Origin of the sequence: Dermatophilus congolensis (assembly GCF_900187045.1) — a bacterium.
GTDB classification, from domain to species: domain Bacteria; phylum Actinomycetota; class Actinomycetes; order Actinomycetales; family Dermatophilaceae; genus Dermatophilus; species Dermatophilus congolensis.
In genome coordinates, this window is the sequence record NZ_LT906453.1 from 1759564 (window position 1) to 1784275 (window position 24712).

The window sequence follows — 24712 nt, forward strand, 5'->3', positions numbered from 1 at the left end:
TCGGAGCTGGCTCGGCTCGACGACTGGGCTAGGGGCCGCGGGTGCCCAGAGGGTGTAAGCCCCTGCGACACCCGCGCTATGACTGCGATCAGGCGCTCTGGGCGATCTTGATGAAGTCCACTGCGTCCTGAACCGTCATGAGGTTTTTCACTTCCTCATCAGGGATACGCACATCGAATTTCTCTTCAGCGTTGACGACGATCGTCATCATCGAGAGAGAGTCGATGTCCAGATCGTTGGTGAAGGATTTCTGCGGCTCGACCTCGGAGGTCTCGACGCCGGTCTCCTCGTTGACGATCTCGGCGAGGCCCGCGAGGATCTCCTGCTCGGTCGCTGCCATGGTGTTTTCCTTTCGTTATGCCTGCTCACGAGCCGCGAGGGCGCCGTGAGTGGGTGTTATGTCTGCCACGGTGCGTGGCAGGGCCCGATTACCCGTCGGGCCTGGCGGGTCGTTCACGGGAGGCGGACCACCTGGGCTGCCCAGGTCAATCCGGCTCCGAAACCCATCTGCAAAGCGAGCATGCCGCTGCGGATGCGTCCTTCTCGGTAGAGCCGAGCCGTGGCCAAGGGTATGGAAGCAGCGGAGGTGTTCGCCATTTCTGCGATGTCTTCGCGTGCCACGATGACGTGACTAGGCAGTTCGAGCTTCTTAGCCATGGCGTCGATGATGCGGACGTTGGCTTGGTGGGGAATGAAAACGTCGATGTCGTTGACGGTGACCCCAGCGGCCGTGAGAGCTTGGCGGGCGACGTCGAGGATCGTGTAGGACGCCCACCGGAAAACGGATGGTCCTTGCATCCCAATCCATGGCCAACGTCGTTCTTCATCAGTGGCATTGGGGTTTTCGATGCGGCGGCGATATTCAAGCCAGTTTGGTTCTTGGGCGATGAAATCGCTGTGCTTACCGTCGGCTCCCCAAATGGTTTGGGCGATACCGGCAGTGGGGGAAGGGCCAACGAGAGCCGCGCCAGCGCCGTCACCGAAGATGAATGCTGTTCCGCGATCGGTGGGGTTACGGAAATCGGAGAACTTCTCCACACCGATCACGAGGGTGTAGGTGGATAGACCAGTGCGGATAGCCGAATCGGCTGCAGCGATGCCGTAGGTGTAGCCCGAGCAGGCGGCGCTGAGGTCGTAGGCGGCTGCACCGGTGATGCCTAGTTCGGTGGCAACTATTGGTGCTGCTGCCGGAGTCAAAGTCGGGTAGGTCACGCTGGCGAGAATGACTTGGTCAACTTTTTCTGCAGCTATGCCTGCGTGGTCCAGGGCTGCTTGAGCGGCCCTGGCGGCCATGTAGACGATGGTTTCGTTTTCGTTGGCGACGCGGCGTTCGGCGATGCCGGAACGGTCGCGGATCCACTCGTCGCTGGAGTCGATCGCTTCGACGATGTCGGCGTTGGGCACTACCCGGGATGGGCGGTAGTCACCGATGCCAAGGATGCTGGATCCTGGTGCCCCCGTAGTGGTTTGAAGTCGCAGCTCACTCATGATGTCTCCTACCTACACTGCATGCTGTTGCGATCAGGGTCTCGCATCTGCGCTGCCGTGGGTCGTTCACTCGGTGGCAGGGAAGAGACGCAACAGCGGCATTCCCGGGGAGACAGGGTCGCCATCAGCGACAAGCCATTCAATGACACGGGATTCGCTAGAGGCGATCACGGGGGCGGTTTCACGGAGTGAACTGATGGTGGCGAGGGTTTGACCTGCCTCGAGGGGGTCACCTTCTTCAGTGCTGACACCTTCAGCAAATGTGATCGTGCCCTTCATTGGGGAGACGATGAGCCGCCAGTCGGGGGCGCTACCGGCGTAGCACTCGCTGCTGCCGTGTTCTTCGATCATGCGTTTGGCGGCAGGGATGTCTTCGGGGGTGTTTAGCGCCAGACGCTCGACACCTTTCATCGCTCGTTTGGCTAGCCCTGTCAGGGTTCCAGCTGGGGGAATTTCGATGATGCCGGTGACGCCCATAGCCAGCATGGTTTCCATGGTGAGGTCCCAGCGGACTGGGCGGGTCACCTGGTCGACCATCGCGTTCAGGAAAGCGCGCCCGTTGGTCATGACAGAGCCGTCGCGGTTGGTGATGAGGGGCACCCGGGCATCGTGGGTGCTCATGGCGCGGGCGTATCCAGAAAGCACTGAGGAGGCTGGCTCCATGTGGTGGGTGTGGAACGCGCCAGCAACTTTCAACGGCATAACCCGAGTTTTGGTCGGTGGCTGCGCAGCAAGGGCAGCGAGTTGCTCGAGTGTGCCTGCGGCGACGATCTGGCCAGCACCGTTGCAGTTCGCTGCGGTCAGCCCTAGAGACTGCAGGTGTGTCAGGACTTCTTCGCGCTCACCTCCCAGGACTGCTGACATCCCTGTGGGGGTGACGGCGCTTGCCGCGGCCATTGCTTTGCCTCGTTCGCGCACAAACACCATGGCCTGTTCGGCGGTGATGACCCCGGTGGCGGCTGCTGCAGTGATTTCGCCGACGGAGTGGCCAGCACCGACACCGATGGCACGGAATCCGTCTGCCGGGTGTTCGAACAGGGAAAGCAGCGATAGCAGCCCGGCCGCAACGATGAGGGGCTGGGCGATGGCGGTGTCTTTGATGGTTTCTTCGCCGGAGACCGTGCCGTGGGTGATGAGGTCAAGGTCTGCGGCGGCAGAGAGCCATGCGAGACGGTCCTGGAAGCCGGGAAGCTCTAGCCATGGAGAGAGGAAGCCGGGTTTTTGGGACCCCTGTCCGGGGCTGACGATCGCAAGCACACGTTCACCTTTCCGTGATGTCCGGTAACTCCGCAGGGGGAAACCGGTTGAAGTACTCGTGAGTATTTTGTGTAATTCCTACAAATTTTCTTCGTTGAGCGTTAGTGGAAGAAGTTACTGACGAGTTGCCCCATCATCTGCACGGCTTGCTGCCGCAGCCTCAAGGCGCCCCACGGTCAGGGCTACTTCCACGACATACGCCTCACGCGGGTTGGTGAGGTCGTAGCCAATGTGCTCTTCAATACGAGAAAGCCGGTACCGGACCGTATTGGCGTGGACGAACAATGAGCGCGCAGTGGCTTCCACGCTGCGGCCGCAGCGCAAATAACTGTCGGCTGTTTCCAACAGCCCGTTACCCAAGGCATCTAGGGGGGTAAAAACATGCTCAACCAGATGCCTGCGCGCCGTGACATCACCATCAAGAATCCGCTCGGGCAACAGCTCCTCGGCGGCTACTGGTCGAGGCGCATTCACCCACCCTGGGCATGCACGGCTTCCCGCGAGCGCGGCATGGGCAGATTTGTTTGCCGTCATTAGGTGCGCAACGCTTGGCCCGTACACCAGTGGCCCTGGCCCGAAGCAGTGCGAGAGTTCGCTGACGGTTTTTCCGGGGTTCTCGGCGCCGCCAATCATCAAAACCAACCGGCGTCCTTGGACAGAAAAAAGAGAATCTATTCGTTGCCGTCGTAGGTGGGAGCGCATCTGGTCAACGGCTTCGTCGGCAGCGTGGGGGGTTTCTCCCACGACAACGAACACACTGTGTCGGTCATGCCAGCCGATCGTGGCTGCTCGTGAGACGACGTCATCGTCGTATTCGCCGCGCATAACCGCATCCACGACGAGGGATTCCATTCGGGCATCCCAGGCTCCGCGGGATTCAGCTGCGACGGCGTAGGCGCGGGCGGCTGAGAATGCGACTTCGCGAGAGAACGTTGCTACGGCTGCGCGTACCGCATCGATTTCATCTGCGGCTGCTAGCGCCATCACGTGTTCTTCCACGACTGAGACCACGGTGCGGGTGAGTTCTACGGTTTGGCTCAGGCTGATGGATCGGGTGAGTTCTCGCGGTGCTAGCGAGAACACTGAGGCGAATGATTCACCTTCGCGTTGTCCAGCTCGGTACCAGGCAATGAACGCACGAATAGCGGACTGGGCAAGAATCCCCACCCACGAGCGGGTATCTGCGGGTAAGCGTGAATACCACGCGAGCCGCTCTTCTAGACAGCTGCGCACTGCGGCGGTGATGTGGTCTGCTGAAGCAGTGATGGCATCGAGGGTGCTGGTTCGGATCTGCGTCGGGCGTGAATGATCCGGCGACATGCTCGGAGTGTAGGCCGCCTTGCCTGTATTAGACCGTCAGGTGAACGCATACCGTTCGTGCTCAAGCGATTTAGTTGACCACAGCCTTGACCCCGGGGAACGTTTTCGCTGGGATGACCTCATGAAACGCACCTGCGCACGTATTTTCGCCACTGCGGCGGCTGTTGGCCTTCTCACTGCTACGGCCACCGCTGCCCACGCCTCACAGCCGGGGGAGTACCACTCTCCTGGGTCAGAAGGCACTGCAATGCGCTCACCTTTGGTGATTGCTCACCGTGGTGCTTCTGGGTACCGTCCCGAGCACACGCTGGCTGCCTACGAGCTAGCTGTTCAGTACGGCGCTGACTACATCGAGCCTGATCTTGTTTCCACTAAAGATAGTGTGTTGGTTGATCGGCATGAGCCTGAGATCAGCGGCACCACCGATGTTGCTCAGCGTCCTGAATTCGCCCGGCGTAAGAAAACCGTCACGATCGACGGCGAAAAAATGACCGGCTGGTTCACTGAAGACTTCACACTGGCAGAGCTGAAAACTCTCCGCGCTAAAGAACGACTTCCGTACCGTCACCGTTCGGCGCGGTACAACGGCCGCTATCAGGTGCCTACGTACCGTGAAGTACTTGAACTGCGTGCACGGTTGAGCGCGAAGTACAAACGCCCCATCGGTGTGCTCCCCGAAATTAAGCACTCCACGTATCACCGTCAGATCGGGTTGCCGTTGGAGAAAAAGGTTGTGGCCGAGACAGCTCGCTTCGGTCTGAACCGTCCGGGTGCCCCGATGTGGATTCAGTCTTTTGAGTTGACGAATCTGCGCGATTTGAAGAGCAAGTACGGTTATCGCGCCAACACCACTTTCCTCACTGCCTCTAAGGGTGGCCCAGCTGACCTTGCTGCGCGCGGAACCACCTACGCCGAGCTGCTCAAGCCTGCCTCACTAGCACGGCTTGCCCGTAGCGTTGATGGCATCAGCCCTGAGAAGGTGCAGATCATCCCACGTACGTCTGCAGGCACCTTGGGCAAACCGACTTCTTTGGTTGCTGATGCGCACAAAGCACGCCTGAAAGTCATTCCGTGGACGTTCCGGAATGAGAACACGTTCTTGCCTAAGGAGTACCGCGTCGGCACGAAGGACAGCCAGTACGGCCGTGGTCGCGACGAAATCGTCGCCTACCTCAAAACCGGTATCGATGGGTTCTTCACTGACCAGCCTGACACCGGCTACCAGGCACGTGAGCAGCTTCGGCGCAGCAAAAGTTGATTGATGTGATGCGGTAACAATGACAGTGGGGCTCCGGTCAATTGACCGGAGCCCCACTGCGTGTGTGCGGGTGGGTATTACCCGTTAGCTCAGGCGTCGCCGCCAGCGTTACCGGAAGATCCGGCGGAGGGGTCGTCGAGCTTGTACTCGCGTGCTGCGGTCACGGGGACGTCAGCGCCGACCTTGCCTTCTTCAGCCAGGGCGATGAGCGCCTGGACTGCCATGGAAGGACCGTCGATGTTGAAGAAGCGGCGAGCGGCTGCACGGGTGTCGGAGAAACCGAATCCGTCTGCGCCCAGCGCGTAGTACTTCTGCGGCACCCATGGACCGATCTGGTCCTGCACCTGGCGCATGTAGTCGCTGGTGGCGATGACCGGGCCGGGAGCTTCGGCGAGGCACTGCGTGATGTAGGGCGTGCGGCGTTCCTTGCCCGGGTCGCGCAGCTGCTCGTTGTCGCATTCCAGAGCTTCGCGGCGCAGCTCGGTCCACGAGGTGACCGACCAGACGTCAGCGTTTACTCCCCAGTCTTCGCGGAGGAGTTCCTGGGCTTCGAGTGCCCACGGAACACCAACACCGGAAGCCAGCAGCTGCACGCGAGGCGCATCTTCCTTGGCGCCTGCGTCGGTGCCGGACTTGAGCAGGTACATACCGCGCAGGATGCCGTCGACGTCGACGTTCTCCGGCTCCTTGGGCTGCACGATGGGCTCGTTGTAGACGGTCAGGTAGTAGATGACGTCTTCGCCAGCGTCGCCTTCTTCGCCGAACATGCGACGCATACCGTCCTGGACGATGTGCGCGATCTCGTAGCCGTATGCCGGGTCGTAGGAGACGACGCCGGGGTTCGTGGCTGCGAACAGCGGGCTGTGGCCGTCCATGTGCTGCAGGCCTTCACCGGTGAGGGTGGTCCGTCCTGCGGTGGCGCCGATGAGGAAGCCTCGGCTCAACTGGTCGGCGGCTGCCCAGATAGCGTCAGCCGTTCGCTGGAAGCCGAACATCGAGTAGAAGATGTAGATCGGCAACATCGGCTCACCGTGCGTGGAGTACGACGAACCTGCAGCGGTGAACGCGGCCAACGAACCGGCCTCGTTGATACCCAGGTGCAAGAGCTGACCCTGTGGGGACTCCTTGTAAGCCAGCATCAGCTCAGCGTCCACCGAGGTGTAGTTCTGGCCGTGTGGGTTGTAGATCTTCGCGGTCGGGAAGAACGAGTCCATACCGAACGTGCGGGCCTCGTCGGGGATGATCGGCACAACGCGCTTGCCGAATTCCTTGTCCCGCATGAGGTCTTTGAGCAAGCGCACGAACGCCATGGTGGTGGCAACCTGCTGCTTACCCGAACCCTTCTTAGCGACCTTGTATGCCGCGTCGTCGGGAAGGTGCACCGGGGTGTGTTTGCTGCGGCGCTCCGGAACGAAACCACCGAGCTGACGGCGACGTTCGAGGGCGTACTGCACGCGCTCATCGTCCGGGCCGGGGTTGTAGTACGGAGGCAGGTAGGGGTCTTTCTCCAGCTGCTCGTCCGTGAACGGGATGTGCAGGGTGTCGCGCAGCGCCTTCAGGTCATCAAGCGCGAGTTTCTTCATCTGGTGCGTAGCGTTGCGACCGGCGAAGTGAGAACCGAGCGTGTAGCCCTTAATAGTGTGGGCGAGGATGACGGTCGGCTGGCCGGTGTGCTTCATTGCACGGTCGTAGGCGGCGTAGATCTTGCGGTAGTCGTGGCCACCACGCTTGAGCTTCCACCAGATGTCTTCGTCAGACCAGTTCTCGACCATCTTCAGGGTGCGCGGGTCACGTCCGAAGAAGTGGTCACGAACGTACTTACCGTCGTTGGCGCGGAAGGTCTGGAAGTCACCGTCGAGGGTGGTGTTCATAACCTCGCGCAGCGCGCCCTGGCTGTCAGCAGCGAGGAGCTCATCCCAGCCACGACCCCAGATCAGCTTGATGACGTTCCATCCTGCACCGGCGAAGTAGGACTCCAGCTCCTGGATGATCTTGCCGTTACCACGCACCGGGCCGTCTAGACGCTGCAGGTTGCAGTTAACGACAAAGGTGAGGTTGTCGAGCTCTTCACCCGCTGCCCACTGCAGGGCACCGCGGCTTTCGACCTCATCCATTTCACCGTCACCGAGGAACGCCCACACATGCTGCTGAGAGGTGTCCTTGATGCCGCGGTTGTGCAGGTAGCGGTTGAACTGTGCCTGGTAGATCGCGTTGATCGGCCCCAGACCCATCGACACGGTCGGGAACTGCCAGAAGTCGCCCATGCTGCGCGGGTGCGGGTACGAGGGGATCGCCTCGATGTTGCCGCTGACGATGTGGCTCTTCTCCTGACGGAAACCGTCAAGACGGTCTTCGCTCAGGCGTCCTTCGAGGAAGGCGCGGGCGTACATGCCCGGGGAAGCGTGACCCTGGAAGAAGATCTGGTCACCGCCACCGGGGTGGTCCTGGCCGCGGAAGAAGTGGTTGAGACCGACCTCGTACAGCGAAGCTGCCGATGCGTAAGTGGAGATGTGTCCACCAACGCCGATGCCGGGACGCTGCGCCCGGTGCACCAGCACAGCTGCGTTCCAGCGCACGAGGCGGCGGAAAGCCCGCTCCATGTCCTCGTCGCCGGGGAACCACGGCTCTTGCTCGATCGGAATCGTGTTCACGTAGTCGGTGGTGCGCGTGGTGGGCACACCAACCTCGTTTTCGCGGGCGTGCTGCATCATCCGCAGCATCAGGTAACGAGCCCGCTGGGTGCCTCCATTACGGAGCACCGCATCCATCGACTCGAGCCATTCGGCGGTCTCCTCCGGATCTACATCCGGGAGTCGACTGGGCAGACCGTTGATGATCGGTCCTGATTCTTCGGAAGACACGAAGATTCCTTTCTGCGGGGCAGCCGGGGGTCGAGACACGACATCTGCGCGTCCCGGTTGACGCGGCATAACAACGCCACGTACTCGCTTGGGGGTGGTTGCGCCGAATGTGACGCAGCCCTATGCCTCCATCCTGGCATTGATGGGCATTGATGACATCAGATGATGTGCCCACGCCAGCGGACTTAGGTTCATAGTATGAGACGTCGCGCGGTTCGTTTCTCACGGCCATTTCCTCGGTCGTTGACGCGAAATGTGTGAACGACAGGGCAACGGCCGATAAGGACCTCGGCGTCGATATGAGGATTTCACGCCTCGTATACGACAATCGACGTGAGCGCGCCTGGCTGCGCTCGCTCCGGAGGCGGACCGCACGCGCCGCAAAACTCACAGAGCGAGCCGCGAGTGCCGCACACACATGAATCACGATGGCCAAAGATGAGGTGTACCGCAGGGCCCTCGTCGGCCGGACGCGATGATCCATTCCAGGACTCGCATAACGAGGAAGGTGCACAGAGTGGCAACGTCCGCACAGAACGGACATCTGAGCAAGCTTGGCTTCGGCAATGGCGACATCGTCATGGAGTTCGGCTACGACGACGACGTCGATGACAACCTCCGCATGGAGATCGAGGACCTCATTGATGGTGACCTCGAAGACGAAGACTTCGAGGAGGCTGTTGACGCGGTTCTCGTCTGGTGGCGCGACGGCGACGGCGACCTAACAGACAACCTCGTCGATGCCGTATCAGCTTTGGGGCCTAACGGATTCATCGTGCTGCTCTCTCCGAAGGTGGGCAGGGACGGTGAAGTTGACCCCGTCGAGATCGCTGAAGCCGCTGAAACTGCCGGGCTCAACGCCTCAGTGAGCACCAACCTGACCCCTCAGTGGTCCGCCACGCGCCTGGTTGCCCCCAAGAACGCAGCCAAACGCTGATCTCGGGCTTATTCACCAGCACGGGAAGGCAAAGCCCCCTATGTGCGATAAAACGCAGATACCTGAAATTGGCGACCACATCGCCGATTTCACTGCGCGTGATCAGCATGGCGCTGTCGTCTCACTTGAGCGGCTGCGACGCCAGACCGCAGTTCTCGTTGTGTTCATTTCGTACGCCTTCTCTGGGATATGCCAGGGCGAACTAGACGAAATCCGTGACAACTACGAGCAGTTCCGATCCGAGCATGTGCAGACGGTTGTCGTCTCAACGGATTCGATGTTTACGCTGCGAGCTTGGGGTGACCAGAACGGATTCGAGTTTCCGCTCCTGTCAGATTTCTGGCCTCACGGGGGGATAGCTAAAGCTTTCGGGGTGTTTGACGAGTCTGCAGGCACGGCTATCCGGGGGACCTTTCTCATTGATCCCAGTGGCGTTTTGCAGTGGAAAATGATCACCTCTGCCGGGCAGCGACGAGACTTTTCTGCCTACCGCCAGGCATTAGGGGTCCTCATCGGTGAATAACGCGAACGGGTGGGCGCAAAATTTTTCGCCCACCCGTTCGCGTTATTGCCCGCACATAGGGCAGACTGTGAAACCGCGCTCTCCAGTAAGCGAGAGCAAGGACCTGTAGCTCAGTTGGTAGAGCACCGCGTTTACACCGCGGGTGTCGTCGGTTCGAGCCCGGCCGGGTCCACATGAGCGTTGCCACCCTGGCTGACGTGCTGGCTATCCTTGAAAACTCCTACCCAGCCCACACTGCGCAGTCGTGGGACAAGGTCGGGCTCGTTGCCGGGGACCATGGCCAGCCAATTCAACGAATCCACTTCGCTGTCGATCCCACGCTCGACGTGGTTCGTGAAGCAGTCACCGCTGGCGCCGACCTTCTTGTGACGCATCACCCGTTGCTGTTGCGCGGAATCCATTCCGTAGCCACAACAACCGCCAAAGGCGCCATCCTCACCGAAGCAATCGTCGCTGACCTGGCTCTTTTCTGCGCCCACACGAACGCCGACTCGGCATTCCCAGGCGTGAACACTGCTCTGGCAGCTGCGTGTGGTTTGGATCCAGAAGCCACCAGCCCCTTAAGCATCGAAGAAGGATCGCCACTAGGGCTAGTCGGTGACCTGCCCGCACCGACGCGCTTCGATGAATTCGTCACGCGGTTAGCTGAACAACTTCCACGCACTGCGGTGGGAGTGCGGGCCTCTGGGCCAGCGCACGGACAAGTGCAACGCGTAGCCCTGCTCGGCGGGGCAGGAGATTCCCTCTTTGACGAGGTCCGGGCCGCCAAAGCGGATGTATACGTCACCTCCGACCTGCGTCACCACCCGGCAAGCGAAGCCCGAGAAGAAGCCTTCGGCGCCACGCCCTACCTCGTCGACGCCGGCCACTACGCCACCGAACACCTTTGGCTCGCAGAAGCAGCCGAAACTTTGCGATCCAACCTCCACACACACGGCCACGTTGTCGACGTGTACGTTAGTGAGCTCGTCACCGACCCGTGGAGCTTCGTTATTGGCGCCCACGGGCCGTGCGAAAATCCTGAGCGCATGTGACCTGAGCAGCACCACGACGCACATTCCGCTACCGTGCGGAAGGAACCTCAACGGCCACGGGCTGCCAGAACATGCCACGTCGCCCAGCAGGACAAAGTGAACACAGATAGGACCACGATGAAGGCCGACCCCGGTCAGCAATGGAAACTGCTCGACCTCGCCTCGCTGGACACGCGCACTGCGCAGATAGCCCACCGACGCGCCAACCTGCCCGAGGCCGAAGCCGCCGCGGCCGCCCTGCGCACCCTGGAAGAACTCGAAGCCGAACTGGTGCGCGCACGCACAGACCTCAGCGACACTGAGCGCGAAGCAACCAAAGCCGCCGCTGACGTCCGAATCGTCATTGACCGCATCAAACGCACCACCGCTCGCCTTGATGATGGCTCTGCTTCTGCCCGCGAACTGCAGAACCTGCAATCCGAACTCGAATCCCTCGAACGGCGCCGTTCTGTCCTGGAAAGCGAACGAACAGTAGTAGACAAACGCGCACGTGTACTACGCGAACGCGTCACCGACTTGGAACCACGCGAAGCCGAAGCCAGCACAGCTCTGACCCAGGCCCGCGCCGCGGAAAAGAAAGCCCGCAACGACCTTGACGATGCTGAGCACACCATCTCCCGCTCACGTCAAGACTTCGCAGAAGGGGTCCAAAGTGACCTGCTGGCCCTCTACGAAAAAATCCGGGCAAGCACAGGCATGGGAGCCGCAGCACTGACACAACGCCGCTGCGGTGGCTGCAACCTGGAACTGCTTGGCCGTGACCTGCACCGCGTGGCCACGGCGCCTTTGAACGAGGTTGTCCGCTGCGAAAACTGCAGTCGCATCATTGTTCGAACCAGCGACTCCGGGCTGTGACATAGGCACACCAGATGCACACTGCCCCTGACCTTGATGCACCCACTCGACTATGGCTTGTACGTCATGGCACAACCGCACACACGATGTGTGGCCGCATCTCAGGCAGGGGCGGCATCGACCCCGACCTTGACGACAACGGGGCAGAGCAAGCCGCACGCGTCGCAGCAGCACTACACCGCGAAATAAAAGAACCCGCCGTGCAGGTTGTGAGCAGCTCACTGCGACGTGCACACACAACGGCCCAAGTGATCGCCGCAGCAGTCAACACAGACGTCGTCTGCCGCCCTGCGTGGGATGAACAAGACATGGGTGACTGGGATGGCCTCACCTGGTCTGAGATCAAAGCTCGCGGAGCAGACGCAGCAGCCATCCGATGCGGGAACACCCAAAGCGCGCCCGGTGGAGAAAATTTCGCACAGCTGTGCACACGCGTACACCAGGACTGGGAAGAGATCATCACTGCAGCCCAGTCTCTGGTTATCGTCACGCACCGTGGCCCCTTAGATGCGCTCCTGGTCAAACTGCTCGGAATCGACCGCAGCACCGCGGCACTCTTTGACATCGCGCCGTGCTCAATCACCCGGATCCGCGCGTGGCGCGATGGAGGCGTAGCAATCGACACACTCGGCGAAAAAGCACACCTGCTCGAACACTAAAAGCCGAGCACATCTCGACGCGTGCTTTGCATCAACGCCGCATCATGCATCAGGGGGAGGTCACCGGCATGCCGGTGACCTCCCCCTGAGATATAGCCAGATCAGAGCAAATCGTGCAGCGAAGGCGAGACAAGCTCCAGCACAGCCTGACGCGCATCAGCGGCGCTACGGGCCTGCAAAGCCGACTCAGCCATGTGACGGCACTCGTGCAGCTGATGCATACGCAGCGCAGCCCGCACTGCCTTCACTCGGCCCGGGGCCATCGACAAGCTAGTGACCCCAAGCCCAACCAAAACCAAGGCCATCAACGGGTCACCGCCGGCCTCACCACAAACACCTGTTTTCTTACCGTTTGCCAAACCGGCTTCACAGGTGCGCGCCACCAGTTCCAGCAATGCTGGCTGCCACGGGTCAAGAAGACCAGAAAGCTCTCCCTGCATGCGGTCAGCGGCAAGGGTGTACTGCGACAAGTCGTTGGTGCCGATGCTGACAAAGTCGACAACCTCAAACATGTGGCGAGCCCGAAGAGCAGCCGCAGGAATTTCAACCATGATGCCAACGCTGGGCAACCCATGAGCTCGGGCCCGCTCAGCGAACCATTCAGCCTCATCTACCGTGGCCACCATGGGAGCCATGACATGCACGTCAGCCCCGGTAGCGCGGTGAGCGGCAGCCAAAGCCTGCAGCTGCGTTTCCAGCAGGTCTACACGCGCCATCGACAACCGCAGACCTCGCCGCCCTAGCGCAGGGTTCTCCTCTTCACCGAGGTCAGCAAACGCAAGCGGCTTGTCTGCGCCCGCGTCGAGTGTGCGGACCACAACACGGCGGTCACCGAAAGCGGTGAACACGTCGGTGTACGTAGCGGTCTGCTCCTCCAACGTGGGAGCGCAGTCACGCTCAAGGAACAAGAACTCCGTACGGAAAAGGCCAGAGCCCTCAAGATCTTGCTCTGCGGCAGAACGTGCGTCCTCGATCGTGCCGATGTTGGCCAGGAGAGCAACTTTATGGTCATCCATCGTTGCGCCCGGGCCTCGGGATCCCTCCAGGGCTCGTGCACGGCGGGTAGCGCGCTCAGCGAGCTGAGTCTGCTCCTCCAGCGTGGGGGAGATGATGACTTCTCCGACTCCACCATCGAGGGCGATTTCCGTGCCGTCGCTGACATCCAACACGCCTTTGGCCTGTACTACGGCAGGAATGCCAAGCTGTGCAGCCAAGATCGCTGTGTGGCTGGTCGGGCCGCCCTCAGAAGTGACAATCCCCAACACAGTTCCGGGGGTGAGGGTGGCGGTTTCGGCAGGAGCCAAATCTGCGGCAACAAGTACGCAGGGGCGAACCAGCTCAGGAATACCAGGTTCGTTCAAACCGCGGAGCCGGCAGATCACCCGATCCCGGACATCACGCAAGTCTGAGGTGCGCTCTGCCATGTAGCCACCAAGGCTTTCGAACATGGCGATGTAGTCGGCCACAGCGTCGTGAACAGCGCGAGTAAGGCCACTACCAGTTGCGAGTTTGCCCTCGATACCGGCGGCCAGGCCAGGGTCGCGGGCCATCATCGCCGTAGCTTCCAGGACAGGGCGGGCACTTTCGGTGGCGTGGGCTACGCGTGCTTCCAACCCAGCTGCTGTTGCCTCGAGTGCTTCCCGCACTGCGCGAGTGGCTTCAGCAACGTCAGTGGTGGGAGGCTCATCGGCATCAAAACCGGGGGCCGGTCGTACGGTGACGACCGGCCCCGAGGCGGTTCCTGCCGACACGCCGATCCCGGTAAGGATGCGGTGTGTCTCAGTCATTGATTCACTCCGCGTCCAGGTCACGGGCCAGGAGCGCGACGAGCTCGTCGAGCTTGGCCTCAGCGTCGGCGCCTTCGGCAGACAAGGTGACCTGCTCGCCGTGCTTGGCGCCCAGAGCCATCACGGCCAGGATGCTGCGAGCGTCGACGGGTTGGCCGCCCTCTTTAGCGATTGTCACGGGCAAGCCCGTAGCGGTAGCCGCCTGAACGAACAGAGAGGCGGGGCGTGCATGCAGCCCTACTGAAGAGGCGATTTCTACGGTGCGGGTGGCCATGTTTTGACTCCTTCGATGGTGCTTTCCGTCCAGGCCGGTTGGCCCGGGCAGTGTATGGAATGCCTAGGGGGCAGGTGTTGCAGCAGAGACTGTGGGGCGCGCTGCGTGGCTTTTAAGGAGAACCACGAGGGCGCCGGTGACAATCATGCCGACAACAACGGCAAGGACAAACATGAGTGCGTTACCGATAAGAGGTGTGACCCACACACCGCCGTGCGGAGCGCGTAATGTGCATCCAAATGCCATGACGAGGGCGCCGGTAACCGCAGAACCTGCCATCGACGAAGCGATAACGCGGATCGGGTCGGCCGCAGCGAACGGGATGGCCCCTTCGGAAATAAACGAAAAACCGAGAAGCCATGCAGCTCTACCGTTTTCACGCTCAGGTTCGGTGAACAGTCGGGGGCGTATCGAAGTGGCCAAAGCAAGCCCAAGAGGAGCAACCATCCCTGCAGCCATCGTGGCAGCCATGATGACCAGCTGAGGGGCTTGCATGTTGGTTCCAGCAGCCGCCAGGCCAGTTGTTGCGAAAGTGTAAGCCGCTTTATTTACCGGGCCACCAAGATCGAAGCCCATCATCAGTCCAAGGATCGCGCCCAGCAGGATCGCGCTAGAACCGGTCATGCCGTTGAGTGCGCCAGTGAGGCCATCCATAAGGGCCTTGATGGGGCGCCCGAGGACAAGAATCATTGCCGCGGCGGTGATCAGCGTCGACAACAGCGGAATGACAACAACAGGCATAACGCCGCGCACACCTTTGTGAACTTTCCAACTGCTGATCCAGCGTGCGATGAAGCCACCGATGAAACCGGTGATGATGCCGCCGATGAAGCCAGCGCCAAGAGTAACGGCAATAGATCCGCCGACGATCCCCGGGACCAGGCCTGGACGGTCGGCGATACCGTAGGCGATGTACCCGGACAGGATCGGCACAAGGAACCCGAACGACGCTGCACCGATGAGGAAAAGCAGTGCTGCCCAGTGCATGCCATTGGCCGGGTTGAAATCGGCCATGAGGTTGATCGCATCAGGCTTGTTTTCAAGAGCGAAGTTTTTGGTGACGTCGATGGCCCCGGTTTGTCCGCCGAACACCTGGGCGAGCATGAACCCCAGGGCGATGAGGATGCCGCCCGCGGCGACGAACGGAATCATGTGAGATACGCCAGTCATGAGCCATTGGCGAATCTTGGTGCCTGCGCCAACCCGGTCAGGTTCTGCTGATGGAGCAGTGGTCTGACCCGTGGAAAATTCTTGGGCGGCTGGTGCCGGGGCAGCAGTGGTGGCTTTCTCGGCTTTGGCTACAGCTGCGGCGATAAGGGCCTCAGCGTCACTGATGCCCTTTTTGACGCCCACGTCGATGGTGGGTTTACCCGCGAAACGGGCAATGTCTTTGACCTCGAGGTCGTGGGCGAAAATGACAGCGTCTGCCTCGGCGATTTGATCGGCGGTGAGGGGCTCAGAGCCCGCTGACCCTTGGGTTTCGACGATCATGGTGTGCCCGGCTGCTTTAGCGGCCTGTTCAAGGGCCTCAGCGGCCATGTAGGTGTGGGCGATGCCGGTGGGGCAGGAGGTTACTCCGACGAATTTCATGCGGTCACCGCCGCGGTAATGACCTCGACAACCTGTTCGCTGTTGCTGGCTTCGCGCAGGTTGTTTTTGAACTCGTTGTTCATGAGTTTGCGGGCAAGTTTGGCCAGGATTGCCATGTGAGCGTCATCGCCGCCGTCAGGGGCTGCGATGAGGAAAATCAGGCTGGCAGGGCCGTCTTCTGCACCCCAGTCGATGCCTTCGTTGCAGCGGCCGAAGGCAAGTGAGGGCTCGGAGACGGTGTTGCTGCGGCAGTGAGGGATCCCGATACCGCCGGGAAGACCGGTAGCCATCTGAGCCTCTCGAGCTTCAACATCGGCGATGAATTGCTCAAGGTCACTGACACGTCCGGTGGAGACAAGTGTTTCAGCCAGGGCCCGGGTGGCGGCGGCACGGTCGGTGGCTGGCAGGTCGAGGATGACGTGCTCGGTGCGAATGATGGACAAGACGAACTCCTTTGGTCGCTTTTTGTATCCGACGTTGTCGGGTGTGTTGTCAGTCTGTAAGAGGAAGGGTTAGGTCGGGGTTTTGGGTCAGGATGGGCTGGATTGCCGCGACCTGCTCGGCGGTGGGGATTTCACTTCCTGGGAGCGCAACCGCAGCTGCACCGAAGGCAACAGCACGCAGTAGAGCCTCAGGTCCGGACAGGCCTTCACTCATCGCGAGGAGGAACCCAGCTAGGGTGCAGTCACCAGCGGCGACAGTGGAAACAGGGTGCTCAACGTGGGCGCTGGCGTGGGTGAGGCTGTCGGCGGTGATGTATGCGGCGCCGTCTTTGCCTAGAGAGACAAGCACTGAACCAACACCGGAGTTGATGAGGCTACGGGCTGCTGCGACGACACTACCCAGGTCAGGAAGGTCCTTGCCGATGAGTTCACTGAGTTCGACTCGGTTGGGTTTGATCAGGTCAGGGCCAGCATTGATAGCGGCAGCCAGAGCAGGGCCAGAGGAGTCAATCGCGATTTTTCCTCCTTTGGCGTGGATGCGGGTGGTGAGTTGAGCGTAGATATCTTCGGGCATTCCTGGTGGAAGGCTGCCGCAGGCTGCGACCCAGGTGACGCTGTGGTCGTATGCGTTTTCAATGGTGGCTAAGAGTTCTTCGAATTCGTGGTCGCTTAGGTGCGGGCCTGTTTCGTTGATTTTGGTGGTGCTGCCGTCTGGCTCCACCAGGGCGATGTTGGCGCGGATACCTTCGCTAATGGGGACGGTTGCTACGGGGCATCGGGCTTCGGCGAGGAGGTCGGCCATGATTTTTCCGTAGGGGCCACCCAAGGGAAGGACTGCGCAGGTGGCTGCGCCGTGGATCGAAACAGCGCGAGAGACGTTCAGTCCTTTGCCGCCAGGGTCCATGCGGGTTCCAGTGGCGCGGTGGACTGTTCCGTGGACGAGGTAGTCCAGGGAAATGGTGCGGTCGACGCTGGGGTTGGGGGTCAGGGTGAGGATCATGCGATGAGAACCTCTGGTCCTAGTGAGCGGATTTCGTTGGCCATATCAGCGTCGATGCCGCCGTCGGTGATGATGGTGTCGACGTCGGAGAAGTCGGCGAATTTGGAGAAGTGGGCGTCGCCGAATTTGCTGCTGTCGGCCAAGACAATGACTCGCCCTGCCGCGGCGATCATGGCTCGTTTTATCGCTGCTTCGGATTGGTCTGGGGTGGTGAAGCCTGTTTCCACGGAGATGCCGTTGGTTCCCATGAAGGCGACATCGACGTGTACTTCTTCCAGTGCGCGCAGCCCCCAGGTGCCGATGCTCGCGTCGGTGCGGGAGCGGACGGCGCCGCCAAGAATATGTAGTTGCAGGTCGTGGCGTCGGGCGATGACTTCAGCGACGGGAAGGGAGTTGGTCAGGACGTTGAGGTCGAGGTCGCGGGGGATGTCGTGAGCGATGCCGATAGTGGTGGTTCCGGCGTCGAGAAGGATGGATCCAGCGGTGGGTATGCAGGAGAGCGCGGCGGCTGCGATGCGGCGTTTTTCGGGTGCGTGTTGTTCGAGTCGCACTGCTGAAGAGGGCTCGAAGTCGAGCTTTTCCACGGCGACGGCGCCGCCGTGGACGCGACGGATGAGCCCCTTGCGTTCGAGTTGGGTGAGGTCTCTTCGCACTGTTTCTGGAGTGACTCCGAGTTGTTCGGCCAGGGCAGTGACCTCTACCCGTGTGGCTTGACGTGCGCTTTCAACGATTTGCGCATGGCGCTCGAACTGATGCATCGACTCTCCCAACGTTGGATGGTCGCAACATTAGCGGAGCAAAACAGACATAAACAAGCCGTTTTACAGGCCCGATTAAGGCGCGAACACAGATGTGCTTTCCTTCGCCTATCTCTGGATTGAAGCATATTTCTGCAGCTTAGAGCGGGATTCGGGATGGTTTTCCGGGTTCGCTAGCTCTGATGTGGGCTGATGTCCGCTTGTCTGCAGCTGTTTCTGTTATGCAACTCACTCGGCATGAGTACATTCGGGGGTTTGGGCCGTGGATGGCAGAGCCTCGATGGGGCGAGTCATGTGCGTCAAAGTGGTGACCAATAGGCGCCGGAGCATGTTGGGCGGGGCGCCACGCAGCAGTGACGCGCGGATGGCGCGTTCAAAAACGCCGCTAAGAACTTCGGTGAGGTCACCGGGGTCCACGAGGGGTTCGCGGCCAAGGCTGGCTAACCCTTGAGAGACCAGACGTGCGGTGCGCTCATTAAATTCGGTGCTCCAGCGGCCAAATGTGCCGCCGGGGTCACCGCGGCGGATAGCAAGCAAAGCTAATTCGTTCATCATCGTGAAATATTCCGGGCCCATCGGGTGGGAGGCCAGGAAAGCGTCGACAACGCCGCTGAAATTGGCAGTGGGGGAGACGGTGGCGTTCTCGATTGCCTGAGCGATCGATTCACTGCGGGCAATAAGCACTTCGACGATCAGCTCATCTTTATCGGAAAAGTTGGAGTAGAAAGCTCCGCGCGTAAACCCGGCCTCCTCGGCTATTTGCTCAACAGTGGTAGCGATGACGCCGTTGCGAACAAAAAGGGTGGTGGCTGCCTCGACGAGGCGAGCGCGGGTGCGGGCACGACGTGGCGAGATTGTCGTGCCGTGCGAGTTGTTCATGCGGTTGTCTCCTGGAGTGTTCGAGGGAGCGGGGGTGCATCGACAAGGGTGGGCGAATGTGAGCTGAAGGTGTACACCAGTGGCATTGCCGACGCCCCACCTAAAGGATACATTCATGTATTGAGTACATTTGTGTATCGAACTGTGAGGTAGGCAGTGACCTACCTCACCGCGGCCCCCACACGCCACACCCGCACCCCGCTGACCCCACACCCTCAGGAGAGTGACTGCCTGTGTCATCAGCCCTCTACACGCTCGGACGCTGGTGCCACCAACACCGCCGCCACGTCCTCGCCACCTGGCTGCTAGCACTCACCCTCATCGCATCCCTCGCCGTTGCCATAGGAACAGGCACCAAAGAGGAATACCGCGTACCCAACAGCGAATCCCAAGAAGCACTCGACTACATCAAAGGCACCTTCCCCGAAATCTCCGGCACCTCTGCCCAAATCATCGTCATTGCACCCAACGGGCACACCATCACCGACCGCGCCATCCGTACCGACATCGAAAACAGCATCAAACGCATCGAAAACATCGACAGCGTCAAAGTCGTCACCAACCCCTACGACAAAAACGTCTCCGGCTCGCTGTCGGCAGACAACCGCGCCGCCCTCATCAACATCCAATTCACCGGCGACTTCTTCTCCATCACCGACACCACCCGCGATACCCTCACCAACGAAGCAAACACCCTCACCCACAACGGCACCCGCGCCGTCGCCGGCGGAGCCATCTACAACAACGCCGTCCCCACCATGAGCTGGACCGAAGGCATCGGCCTCATCCTGTCCGCACTGGTCTTACTCATCTTCTTCCGCGCCGTCCGCGCCACCGCCGCCCCCATCGTGTCCGCACTCCTAGGGGCAGGTGTCTCCCTAGCGCTCCTCTTCCTCGCCACCAGCATCACCGTCCTGACTGACACCACCCCCATGCTCGCCCTCATGATCGGCATGGCAGTTGGCATCGACTACTCCCTGTTCCTCCTGGCACGCCACCGCGAAAACCTCCTAGCCGGCATCGACCCAGCCGAATCAGCAGCCCGCGCCACCGCCACAGCCGGATCCGCTGTCCTCTTCGCCGGATTCACCGTCATCACCGCCCTAGCAGGGCTCAGCGTCGTAGGCCTGCCCTTCCTCACCACCATGGGCATCGGCTCAGCCATCGCCGTAGCCATCGCCGTAGCCGCCGCCCTCACCATCACCCCAGCCCTCATGTCACTACTGGGCCGAAACATCCTCGCCCACCGTCAGCGCACCAACCCACCCAGACACGCCACCGCCGGCCCCCGATGGGCACACATCTGGATCCGCACCGTCACCCGCTTCCCCCTCCTAACCATCATCATCCTCACCAGCGCCCTCATCTTCGCCTCCATCCCCGCCCGCAACCTCGAACTCGCCCTACCCGACGCCGGCACCACCAACCCCGGCACCAACGCCCGCCTCACCTACGACCTCACCGCCGAACACTTCGGCCCCGGCGCCAACGGCCCCCTCCTCGTCGTCGCCGACATCGTCAAATCAGAACGCCCCCGCGAACTCATGGACGACCTCAAAAAAGAAGTCGCCTCCATCCCCGGCATCCACCACGTCTCCCTGGCCACCCCCAACCGCAACGCCGACACCGGCGTCGTCATCGCCATCCCCACCACCGCCCCCAGTGACCCAGCCACCACCCAACTTGTCCACGAAATCCGCAACCGCGCCACCACCTGGGAAAAACGCTACGACACCACCCTGTCCGTCACCGGCGCCACCGCAGCACAAATCGACATCTCCGAAATGCTCGGAAAAGCACTCATCCCATTCGCCCTCGTCGTCATGGGACTGTGCCTGCTCCTACTGCTCATCGTCTTCCGCTCCATCCTGGTCCCTCTGACCGCCACCCTCGGATTCCTCCTATCCGTCCTGACCGCCTTCGGTGCCGTAGCCGCCGTCTACTCCTGGGGGTGGTTCGCCGAACCCCTCTCTGTCAGCCGCCTAGGACCAGTTATTAGCTTCATGCCCATCATCCTGATGGGCGTCCTATTCGGGCTCGCCATGGACTACCAAATGTTCATCGTGTCCCGCATGCACGAGCACTACAGCCACAACGGTGACCCCGACAGCGCCGTCGAAAACGGATTCGCAGCAGCAGCCCCCGTTGTCACCGCAGCAGCAGTAATCATGGTCGGCATCTTCGCCGCCTTCGTCCCTCATGGGAGCGCCACTATCAAACCCATCGCACTCGGCCTAGCCGTCGGCGTCTTCGTCGATGCCTTCATCGTCCGTATGGCCATCGTCCCCGCCGCACTCAAACTCTTCGGACACGGAGCCTGGTGGCTCCCAGGAAAACTCGCCACAAATCTACCGGCCATTGACGTAGAAGGGTCCGGAGTCATGCGTCAAATCGCAGCCCAAAAAACCAGCAACCGCCACCCACAACGCATCGTCCACGCCACAAACCTCACCGTCAGAGGCGGACGCGGAACCGTCTTCTCCGACCTCAACCTCACCCTCAACGACGGACAACTGGCCGTCCTAGCCGGACCAGAAGGATCAGGAAAAACAACCGCAATCCTCACCCTCGCCGGGCGCATCTACCCCAGCGCAGGCGACCTCGTCGTCAACGGCCACGTCATGCCTGAACACTCCGGCACCATCCAACACCTGGCTTCACTAGCCGAAATCCACGGAGTCAACCCCCTAGAAAACGACCTCAGCGTCAAACAAAACATCGCCGAAACACTCTCCACCCGCACCCTCATGCCCTGGGCACGCCGTCGAGACATCGACGCCGTCATGACCAGCCTCAACCACCTCATCACCTACGCCCTCGACACCGCCGAACTCCCCATCGAACCCACAGCAGGAAACAGCCGGCTCGTCCACCGCGACACACTCGTGCGCGACCTACCCCGACTCAGCCGCATGCTCCTAGGTATCGTCCTAGCCACCATCGGACGCCCACCCTTCATCCTCATCGACGACATCGACACCCTCCGCACCATCCCCGAACGCCGTGGAGCCTGGGCCGCCATCGGGCTTCTCCTGAGCGAACGAGACACCCCCCTGGCCATCCTCACCGCCTGCCAAGACTCCATGAACATCGACGAACTCACCACCTTGACCGGCCTACCTGAAACAGACATCACCCAGATCAACCTCGCCGACATCTACAACCCCGCCGACGCCCCCCAAACCACCGAAGAAACAGTTACTCAGCAGCCGGCCACCACCGCATCGAAAGCACACAACTGATGGCACTTCTTCCCACCCTCAGCAGCTCAGAACTGCGCCGCATCTCCCGAGGATGGTTCGGCAAACTCGTCGTTATCGCACTCCTTCTCATTCCATCCCTCTACGCCGGACTGCTCACCTACAGCAACATCGACGCCACCAACCGACTCGACAACGTCCCAGCTGCCATCGTCAACAAAGACGAACCCGCCACCGTCACCGACGCCAACGGTAAAAAACAGGTCGTCCCCCTAGGACGCGTCGTCAGCGGAAAACTCACCGGAAGTGACGCCACCAACAACCTCAACTGGAAACTCACTGACGAAAACGACGCCAACGACGGCCTCGCCAACGGCCGCTACTACGCTGTCTTGTCCATCCCCAAAAACTTCTCCGCCCAAGCGACCTCCTCTGCAGACCCCAAAAAAGCAAACAACGCTCGCCTCGAACTCAACACCAACGACGCAACCAGCTACCTATCGGGCAACATCGCTGGAGCAATCGCCACGCGCATCACCGACAGCACCAGCGACGAACTCACCAAGAAATACCTCGACCGCGTCTTCCTTGGCTTCAACGGCATCTCTGAGCAAATGGGCAAAGCCGCCGACGGAGCCAAAAAAGTCCAAGACGGCACCCAGAAACTCGCCGACGGAGTAGTTTCCGCGCACAAAGGCACCGGCACGCTGGACTCCGGCATGGGCCAGCTGGCCACCGGAAGCCAAAACCTCGCCTCAGGAAACAAACAGCTCGCCGACGGAGCCAGCAAACTTGCTGACGGAGCCAGCAAACTCTCTGACGGAGCAGGCAAACTCGCCACCGGCCTAGGCGAAGCCAAAGAAAAAACAGCCCAGCTACCCGAACAAACCAAACAACTCGCCGACGGATCCAAAAAACTCGCCACCGGCCTAGGCACTCTCGATGCTGGCGCCAAAAAACTCGCCGACGGCACCAACGAACTAGCCAAAGGAACCGCAGCCCTACCAGAACAGGTGGGACAGCTCGCCCAAGGCGCCACCACCTTCGCCGACGGATCCAAAAAACTCGCCGACGGAGCCACCCGCTTGGGCACAGGAGCCCAAGCAGTCGCCACCGGTGGCAGCGCACTGGCTAAAGGAACCACCCTGCTGGCCGGCGGTGCATCCCGTCTCAAAACCGGCGTGGACCGCTACACCGGCGGCGTTGACGAACTAGCCTCCCAATGCGCAGCCTCGGGCGCCAGTGAGGCCTTCTGCGCCCAACTCAACGCCATCAGCGACCAAAGCGGCTCTATACGCAGCGGAGCAGGACGTCTAGCCATCGGAGCTGCGCCGCTGGCGCTAGGAGCAGAACGACTCCAAGCAGGGGCCACCCGCCTGGCCGAGGGCGCAGCCAAATACAATGCCGCTGTTCAGCAAGCCGGCCCAGGGGCTGCTCGCCTCGCCGATGGACTACGCAAATTCGCTCAATCTGTGCCAGCGCTTTCTACCGGAGTGCAGCGCATTCAAGAAGGAGCAAACAAGCTCGCCCAGGGAACAGGGCCCCTGCACGCTGGTGCCGAGAAACTCTCTGGAGGACTAGACCAGTTGGCCGCTGGCACCCCCGCTTTGACTAAAGGCATCGCCGATGCTGCAAACGGTGCGGCAGCTGTGTCTACGGGGGCGACCTCGCTGCAAAGCGGCGCCGACAAGCTCTCGAACGGTGCCACGAGCGCCGCTGCTGGGGCAACCAAACTCGCTGAAGGAAACAGCAAAGCTGCCAAGGGCGTTCACGACCTGCACGCGGGTCTAGGCAAGCTGGATGATGGCGCCAGAAAACTCCTTCAGGGCGCAACTGACCTGGCTAAAGGTCTTGCCAGCGGCGCGAAAAAAATCCCGACCTACGACTCTAAAGAGCGCAACCAGCTCAGCGCGGTCGTAGCTAAACCGGTTGATGGTGAAAACGTCCGCCTCAACCGTGTGGCTAATTACGGTGCCGGCCTCGCCCCGTACTTCTGTGCACTCGGGTTGTGGGTTGGCGGCATGGGGCTGTTCTTCATGCTCCGCCCGTTGCCACTGCGCGCGATGGCCTCTACTGCATCGCCGTGGCGGGTTGCCCTTGCCGGGTTCGCTCCTGCAGCCCTGGTAGGCATTGGCCAGGCTGTGCTGCTTTTCACGGTCATGCACTGGGCAGTGGGAATCACAATCACCAACCCTGGCTTGTTCATTGGATTCGCAGTACTAGCCTCGTGCGCGTTCATGGCGATCAACCAGGCGCTAGTTGCTACGCTTGGCCCGGCAGGTAGATTCATTGGGCTTTTGCTGATCGTGTTGCAGCTGTCTTCGGCGGGGGCAACGTATCCGATTGAGACCGCTCCTGGATTCTTCCAGTTCATGCACCCACTGCTGCCGCTGACCTACGCGGTCCAGGCATTCCGCTCTTTGATCGCTGGTGGCACTTTGCACTTGGCACCCGCTGCGCTGGTGATGCTGTTGTGGCTCATCGCAGCGTTGGGGATGACGGTGTTTACAGCAGCTCGCGGCAGGATCTGGACTGTGGCGCGGCTGCGAGATGGAGCTATCGCATGATCTGAGCCGATAGCCCCTGCTT

20 protein-coding genes and 1 tRNA gene are annotated in these 24712 nt (G+C 61.0%); 9 read left to right on the forward strand and 12 right to left on the reverse strand.

Annotated elements, in window-relative coordinates; genetic code table 11:
• Nucleotides 1–88: 88 nt before the first annotated feature.
• The 4 genes from CKV89_RS07515 to CKV89_RS07530 all read right to left on the reverse strand — a co-directional run bounded on the left by CKV89_RS07515 (nucleotide 89) and on the right by CKV89_RS07530 (nucleotide 4065).
• Entirely contained in the window at nucleotides 89–340 is a 252-nt protein-coding gene (locus tag CKV89_RS07515) for an acyl carrier protein (protein ID WP_028327744.1), read from the reverse strand.
• A 113-nt stretch (nucleotides 341–453) separates the two neighbouring features.
• Nucleotides 454–1488: a beta-ketoacyl-ACP synthase III gene (locus CKV89_RS07520; RefSeq protein ID WP_028327745.1), complete on the reverse strand. Its 1035-nt coding sequence runs from the start codon at nucleotides 1486–1488 to the stop codon at nucleotides 454–456.
• Nucleotides 1489–1554: 66 nt separating this feature from the next.
• Nucleotides 1555–2745, reverse strand: coding sequence for an acyltransferase domain-containing protein (locus CKV89_RS07525; RefSeq protein WP_028327746.1), 1191 nt, complete (start codon nucleotides 2743–2745; stop codon nucleotides 1555–1557).
• 114 nt (nucleotides 2746–2859) lie between these two features.
• A complete protein-coding gene (locus tag CKV89_RS07530; protein ID WP_084441321.1) occupies nucleotides 2860–4065 on the reverse strand; it encodes a PucR family transcriptional regulator in 1206 nt (401 codons plus the stop codon).
• A gap of 121 nt (nucleotides 4066–4186) precedes the next feature.
• Between CKV89_RS07530 and CKV89_RS07535 the strand changes: the two genes are divergently transcribed.
• Nucleotides 4187–5323 carry a glycerophosphodiester phosphodiesterase gene (locus CKV89_RS07535; RefSeq protein ID WP_028327748.1) on the forward strand — a complete coding sequence of 379 codons (1137 nt, stop codon included), beginning with the start codon at nucleotides 4187–4189 and terminating at the stop codon, nucleotides 5321–5323.
• Nucleotides 5324–5412: 89 nt separating this feature from the next.
• On the opposite strand, the gene aceE is transcribed toward CKV89_RS07535, so the two are convergent.
• Complete coding sequence (aceE, locus tag CKV89_RS07540) at nucleotides 5413–8184, reverse strand: pyruvate dehydrogenase (acetyl-transferring), homodimeric type (RefSeq protein WP_028327749.1); 2772 nt, start codon at nucleotides 8182–8184, stop codon at nucleotides 5413–5415.
• A gap of 517 nt (nucleotides 8185–8701) precedes the next feature.
• Between aceE and CKV89_RS07545 the strand changes: the two genes are divergently transcribed.
• The 6 genes from CKV89_RS07545 to CKV89_RS07570 all read left to right on the forward strand — a co-directional run bounded on the left by CKV89_RS07545 (nucleotide 8702) and on the right by CKV89_RS07570 (nucleotide 12192).
• Complete coding sequence (locus CKV89_RS07545; protein WP_028327750.1) at nucleotides 8702–9121, forward strand: DUF3052 domain-containing protein; 420 nt, start codon at nucleotides 8702–8704, stop codon at nucleotides 9119–9121.
• Nucleotides 9122–9161: 40 nt separating this feature from the next.
• Nucleotides 9162–9644, forward strand: a complete 483-nt coding sequence (locus CKV89_RS07550) for a peroxiredoxin (protein ID WP_051277696.1) — start codon at nucleotides 9162–9164, stop codon at nucleotides 9642–9644.
• A 99-nt stretch (nucleotides 9645–9743) separates the two neighbouring features.
• A tRNA-Val gene (locus tag CKV89_RS07555) sits at nucleotides 9744–9816 on the forward strand.
• Between the two features lies 1 nt (nucleotide 9817).
• Complete coding sequence (locus tag CKV89_RS07560; RefSeq protein WP_034401539.1) at nucleotides 9818–10678, forward strand: Nif3-like dinuclear metal center hexameric protein; 861 nt, start codon at nucleotides 9818–9820, stop codon at nucleotides 10676–10678.
• Between the two features lie 96 nt (nucleotides 10679–10774).
• Nucleotides 10775–11533, forward strand: coding sequence for a zinc ribbon domain-containing protein (locus CKV89_RS07565; protein WP_231935354.1), 759 nt, complete (start codon nucleotides 10775–10777; stop codon nucleotides 11531–11533).
• A 14-nt stretch (nucleotides 11534–11547) separates the two neighbouring features.
• Nucleotides 11548–12192 (forward strand): histidine phosphatase family protein, encoded by a 645-nt coding sequence (locus tag CKV89_RS07570; protein ID WP_051277697.1) that lies wholly within the window; start codon nucleotides 11548–11550, stop codon nucleotides 12190–12192.
• Nucleotides 12193–12293: 101 nt separating this feature from the next.
• Here CKV89_RS07570 and ptsP read toward each other — a convergent pair whose 3' ends face one another.
• From ptsP to CKV89_RS07605, 7 genes are all read right to left on the reverse strand, one after another.
• Nucleotides 12294–13979 (reverse strand): phosphoenolpyruvate--protein phosphotransferase, encoded by a 1686-nt coding sequence (ptsP, locus tag CKV89_RS07575; protein ID WP_028327753.1) that lies wholly within the window; start codon nucleotides 13977–13979, stop codon nucleotides 12294–12296.
• A 4-nt stretch (nucleotides 13980–13983) separates the two neighbouring features.
• Nucleotides 13984–14253 carry an HPr family phosphocarrier protein gene (locus tag CKV89_RS07580; protein ID WP_028327754.1) on the reverse strand — a complete coding sequence of 90 codons (270 nt, stop codon included), beginning with the start codon at nucleotides 14251–14253 and terminating at the stop codon, nucleotides 13984–13986.
• 63 nt (nucleotides 14254–14316) lie between these two features.
• Complete coding sequence (locus CKV89_RS07585) at nucleotides 14317–15843, reverse strand: PTS fructose transporter subunit IIC (protein WP_028327755.1); 1527 nt, start codon at nucleotides 15841–15843, stop codon at nucleotides 14317–14319.
• A complete protein-coding gene (locus tag CKV89_RS07590) occupies nucleotides 15840–16286 on the reverse strand; it encodes a PTS sugar transporter subunit IIA (RefSeq protein ID WP_028327756.1) in 447 nt (148 codons plus the stop codon). Before CKV89_RS07590 ends, CKV89_RS07585 begins: the two co-directional genes overlap by 4 nt.
• 49 nt (nucleotides 16287–16335) lie before the next feature.
• The gene (gene pfkB, locus CKV89_RS07595) at nucleotides 16336–17286 is read right to left on the reverse strand and encodes a 1-phosphofructokinase (RefSeq protein WP_028327757.1); all 951 of its coding nucleotides are present in this window, start codon (nucleotides 17284–17286) and stop codon (nucleotides 16336–16338) included.
• Nucleotides 17283–18044 (reverse strand): DeoR/GlpR family DNA-binding transcription regulator, encoded by a 762-nt coding sequence (locus CKV89_RS07600; protein WP_028327758.1) that lies wholly within the window; start codon nucleotides 18042–18044, stop codon nucleotides 17283–17285. Before CKV89_RS07600 ends, pfkB begins: the two co-directional genes overlap by 4 nt.
• A 228-nt stretch (nucleotides 18045–18272) precedes the next feature.
• Nucleotides 18273–18923, reverse strand: a complete 651-nt coding sequence (locus CKV89_RS07605; RefSeq protein WP_028327759.1) for a TetR/AcrR family transcriptional regulator — start codon at nucleotides 18921–18923, stop codon at nucleotides 18273–18275.
• Between the two features lie 233 nt (nucleotides 18924–19156).
• On the opposite strand from CKV89_RS07605, the gene CKV89_RS07610 reads away from it, so the two are divergent.
• Together CKV89_RS07610 and CKV89_RS07615 are read left to right on the forward strand one after the other, a co-directional pair.
• The gene (locus CKV89_RS07610; protein WP_051277698.1) at nucleotides 19157–22165 is read left to right on the forward strand and encodes an MMPL family transporter; all 3009 of its coding nucleotides are present in this window, start codon (nucleotides 19157–19159) and stop codon (nucleotides 22163–22165) included.
• A complete protein-coding gene (locus CKV89_RS07615; protein ID WP_028327760.1) occupies nucleotides 22165–24690 on the forward strand; it encodes a YhgE/Pip domain-containing protein in 2526 nt (841 codons plus the stop codon). Before CKV89_RS07610 ends, CKV89_RS07615 begins: the two co-directional genes overlap by 1 nt.
• Nucleotides 24691–24712 lie beyond the last annotated feature (22 nt).

Excerpts from the sequence above, each read along its gene's own strand:
- CKV89_RS07515 (WP_028327744.1), bottom strand. The coding sequence starts at position 340 with ATGGCAGCGACCGAGCAGGAGATCCTCGCGGGCCTCGCCGAGATCGTC.
- CKV89_RS07520 (WP_028327745.1), bottom strand. The coding sequence starts at position 1,488 with ATGAGTGAGCTGCGACTTCAAACCACTACGGGGGCACCAGGATCCAGC.
- CKV89_RS07530 (WP_084441321.1), bottom strand. The coding sequence starts at position 4,065 with ATGTCGCCGGATCATTCACGCCCGACGCAGATCCGAACCAGCACCCTC.
- CKV89_RS07535 (WP_028327748.1), top strand. The coding sequence starts at position 4,187 with ATGAAACGCACCTGCGCACGTATTTTCGCCACTGCGGCGGCTGTTGGC.
- CKV89_RS07550 (WP_051277696.1), top strand. The coding sequence starts at position 9,162 with ATGTGCGATAAAACGCAGATACCTGAAATTGGCGACCACATCGCCGAT.
- CKV89_RS07560 (WP_034401539.1), top strand. The coding sequence starts at position 9,818 with ATGAGCGTTGCCACCCTGGCTGACGTGCTGGCTATCCTTGAAAACTCC.
- CKV89_RS07570 (WP_051277697.1), top strand. The coding sequence starts at position 11,548 with ATGCACACTGCCCCTGACCTTGATGCACCCACTCGACTATGGCTTGTA.
- ptsP (WP_028327753.1), bottom strand. The coding sequence starts at position 13,979 with ATGACTGAGACACACCGCATCCTTACCGGGATCGGCGTGTCGGCAGGA.
- CKV89_RS07580 (WP_028327754.1), bottom strand. The coding sequence starts at position 14,253 with ATGGCCACCCGCACCGTAGAAATCGCCTCTTCAGTAGGGCTGCATGCA.
- CKV89_RS07585 (WP_028327755.1), bottom strand. The coding sequence starts at position 15,843 with ATGAAATTCGTCGGAGTAACCTCCTGCCCCACCGGCATCGCCCACACC.
- pfkB (WP_028327757.1), bottom strand. The coding sequence starts at position 17,286 with ATGATCCTCACCCTGACCCCCAACCCCAGCGTCGACCGCACCATTTCC.
- CKV89_RS07600 (WP_028327758.1), bottom strand. The coding sequence starts at position 18,044 with ATGCATCAGTTCGAGCGCCATGCGCAAATCGTTGAAAGCGCACGTCAA.
- CKV89_RS07605 (WP_028327759.1), bottom strand. The coding sequence starts at position 18,923 with ATGAACAACTCGCACGGCACGACAATCTCGCCACGTCGTGCCCGCACC.
- CKV89_RS07615 (WP_028327760.1), top strand. The coding sequence starts at position 22,165 with ATGGCACTTCTTCCCACCCTCAGCAGCTCAGAACTGCGCCGCATCTCC.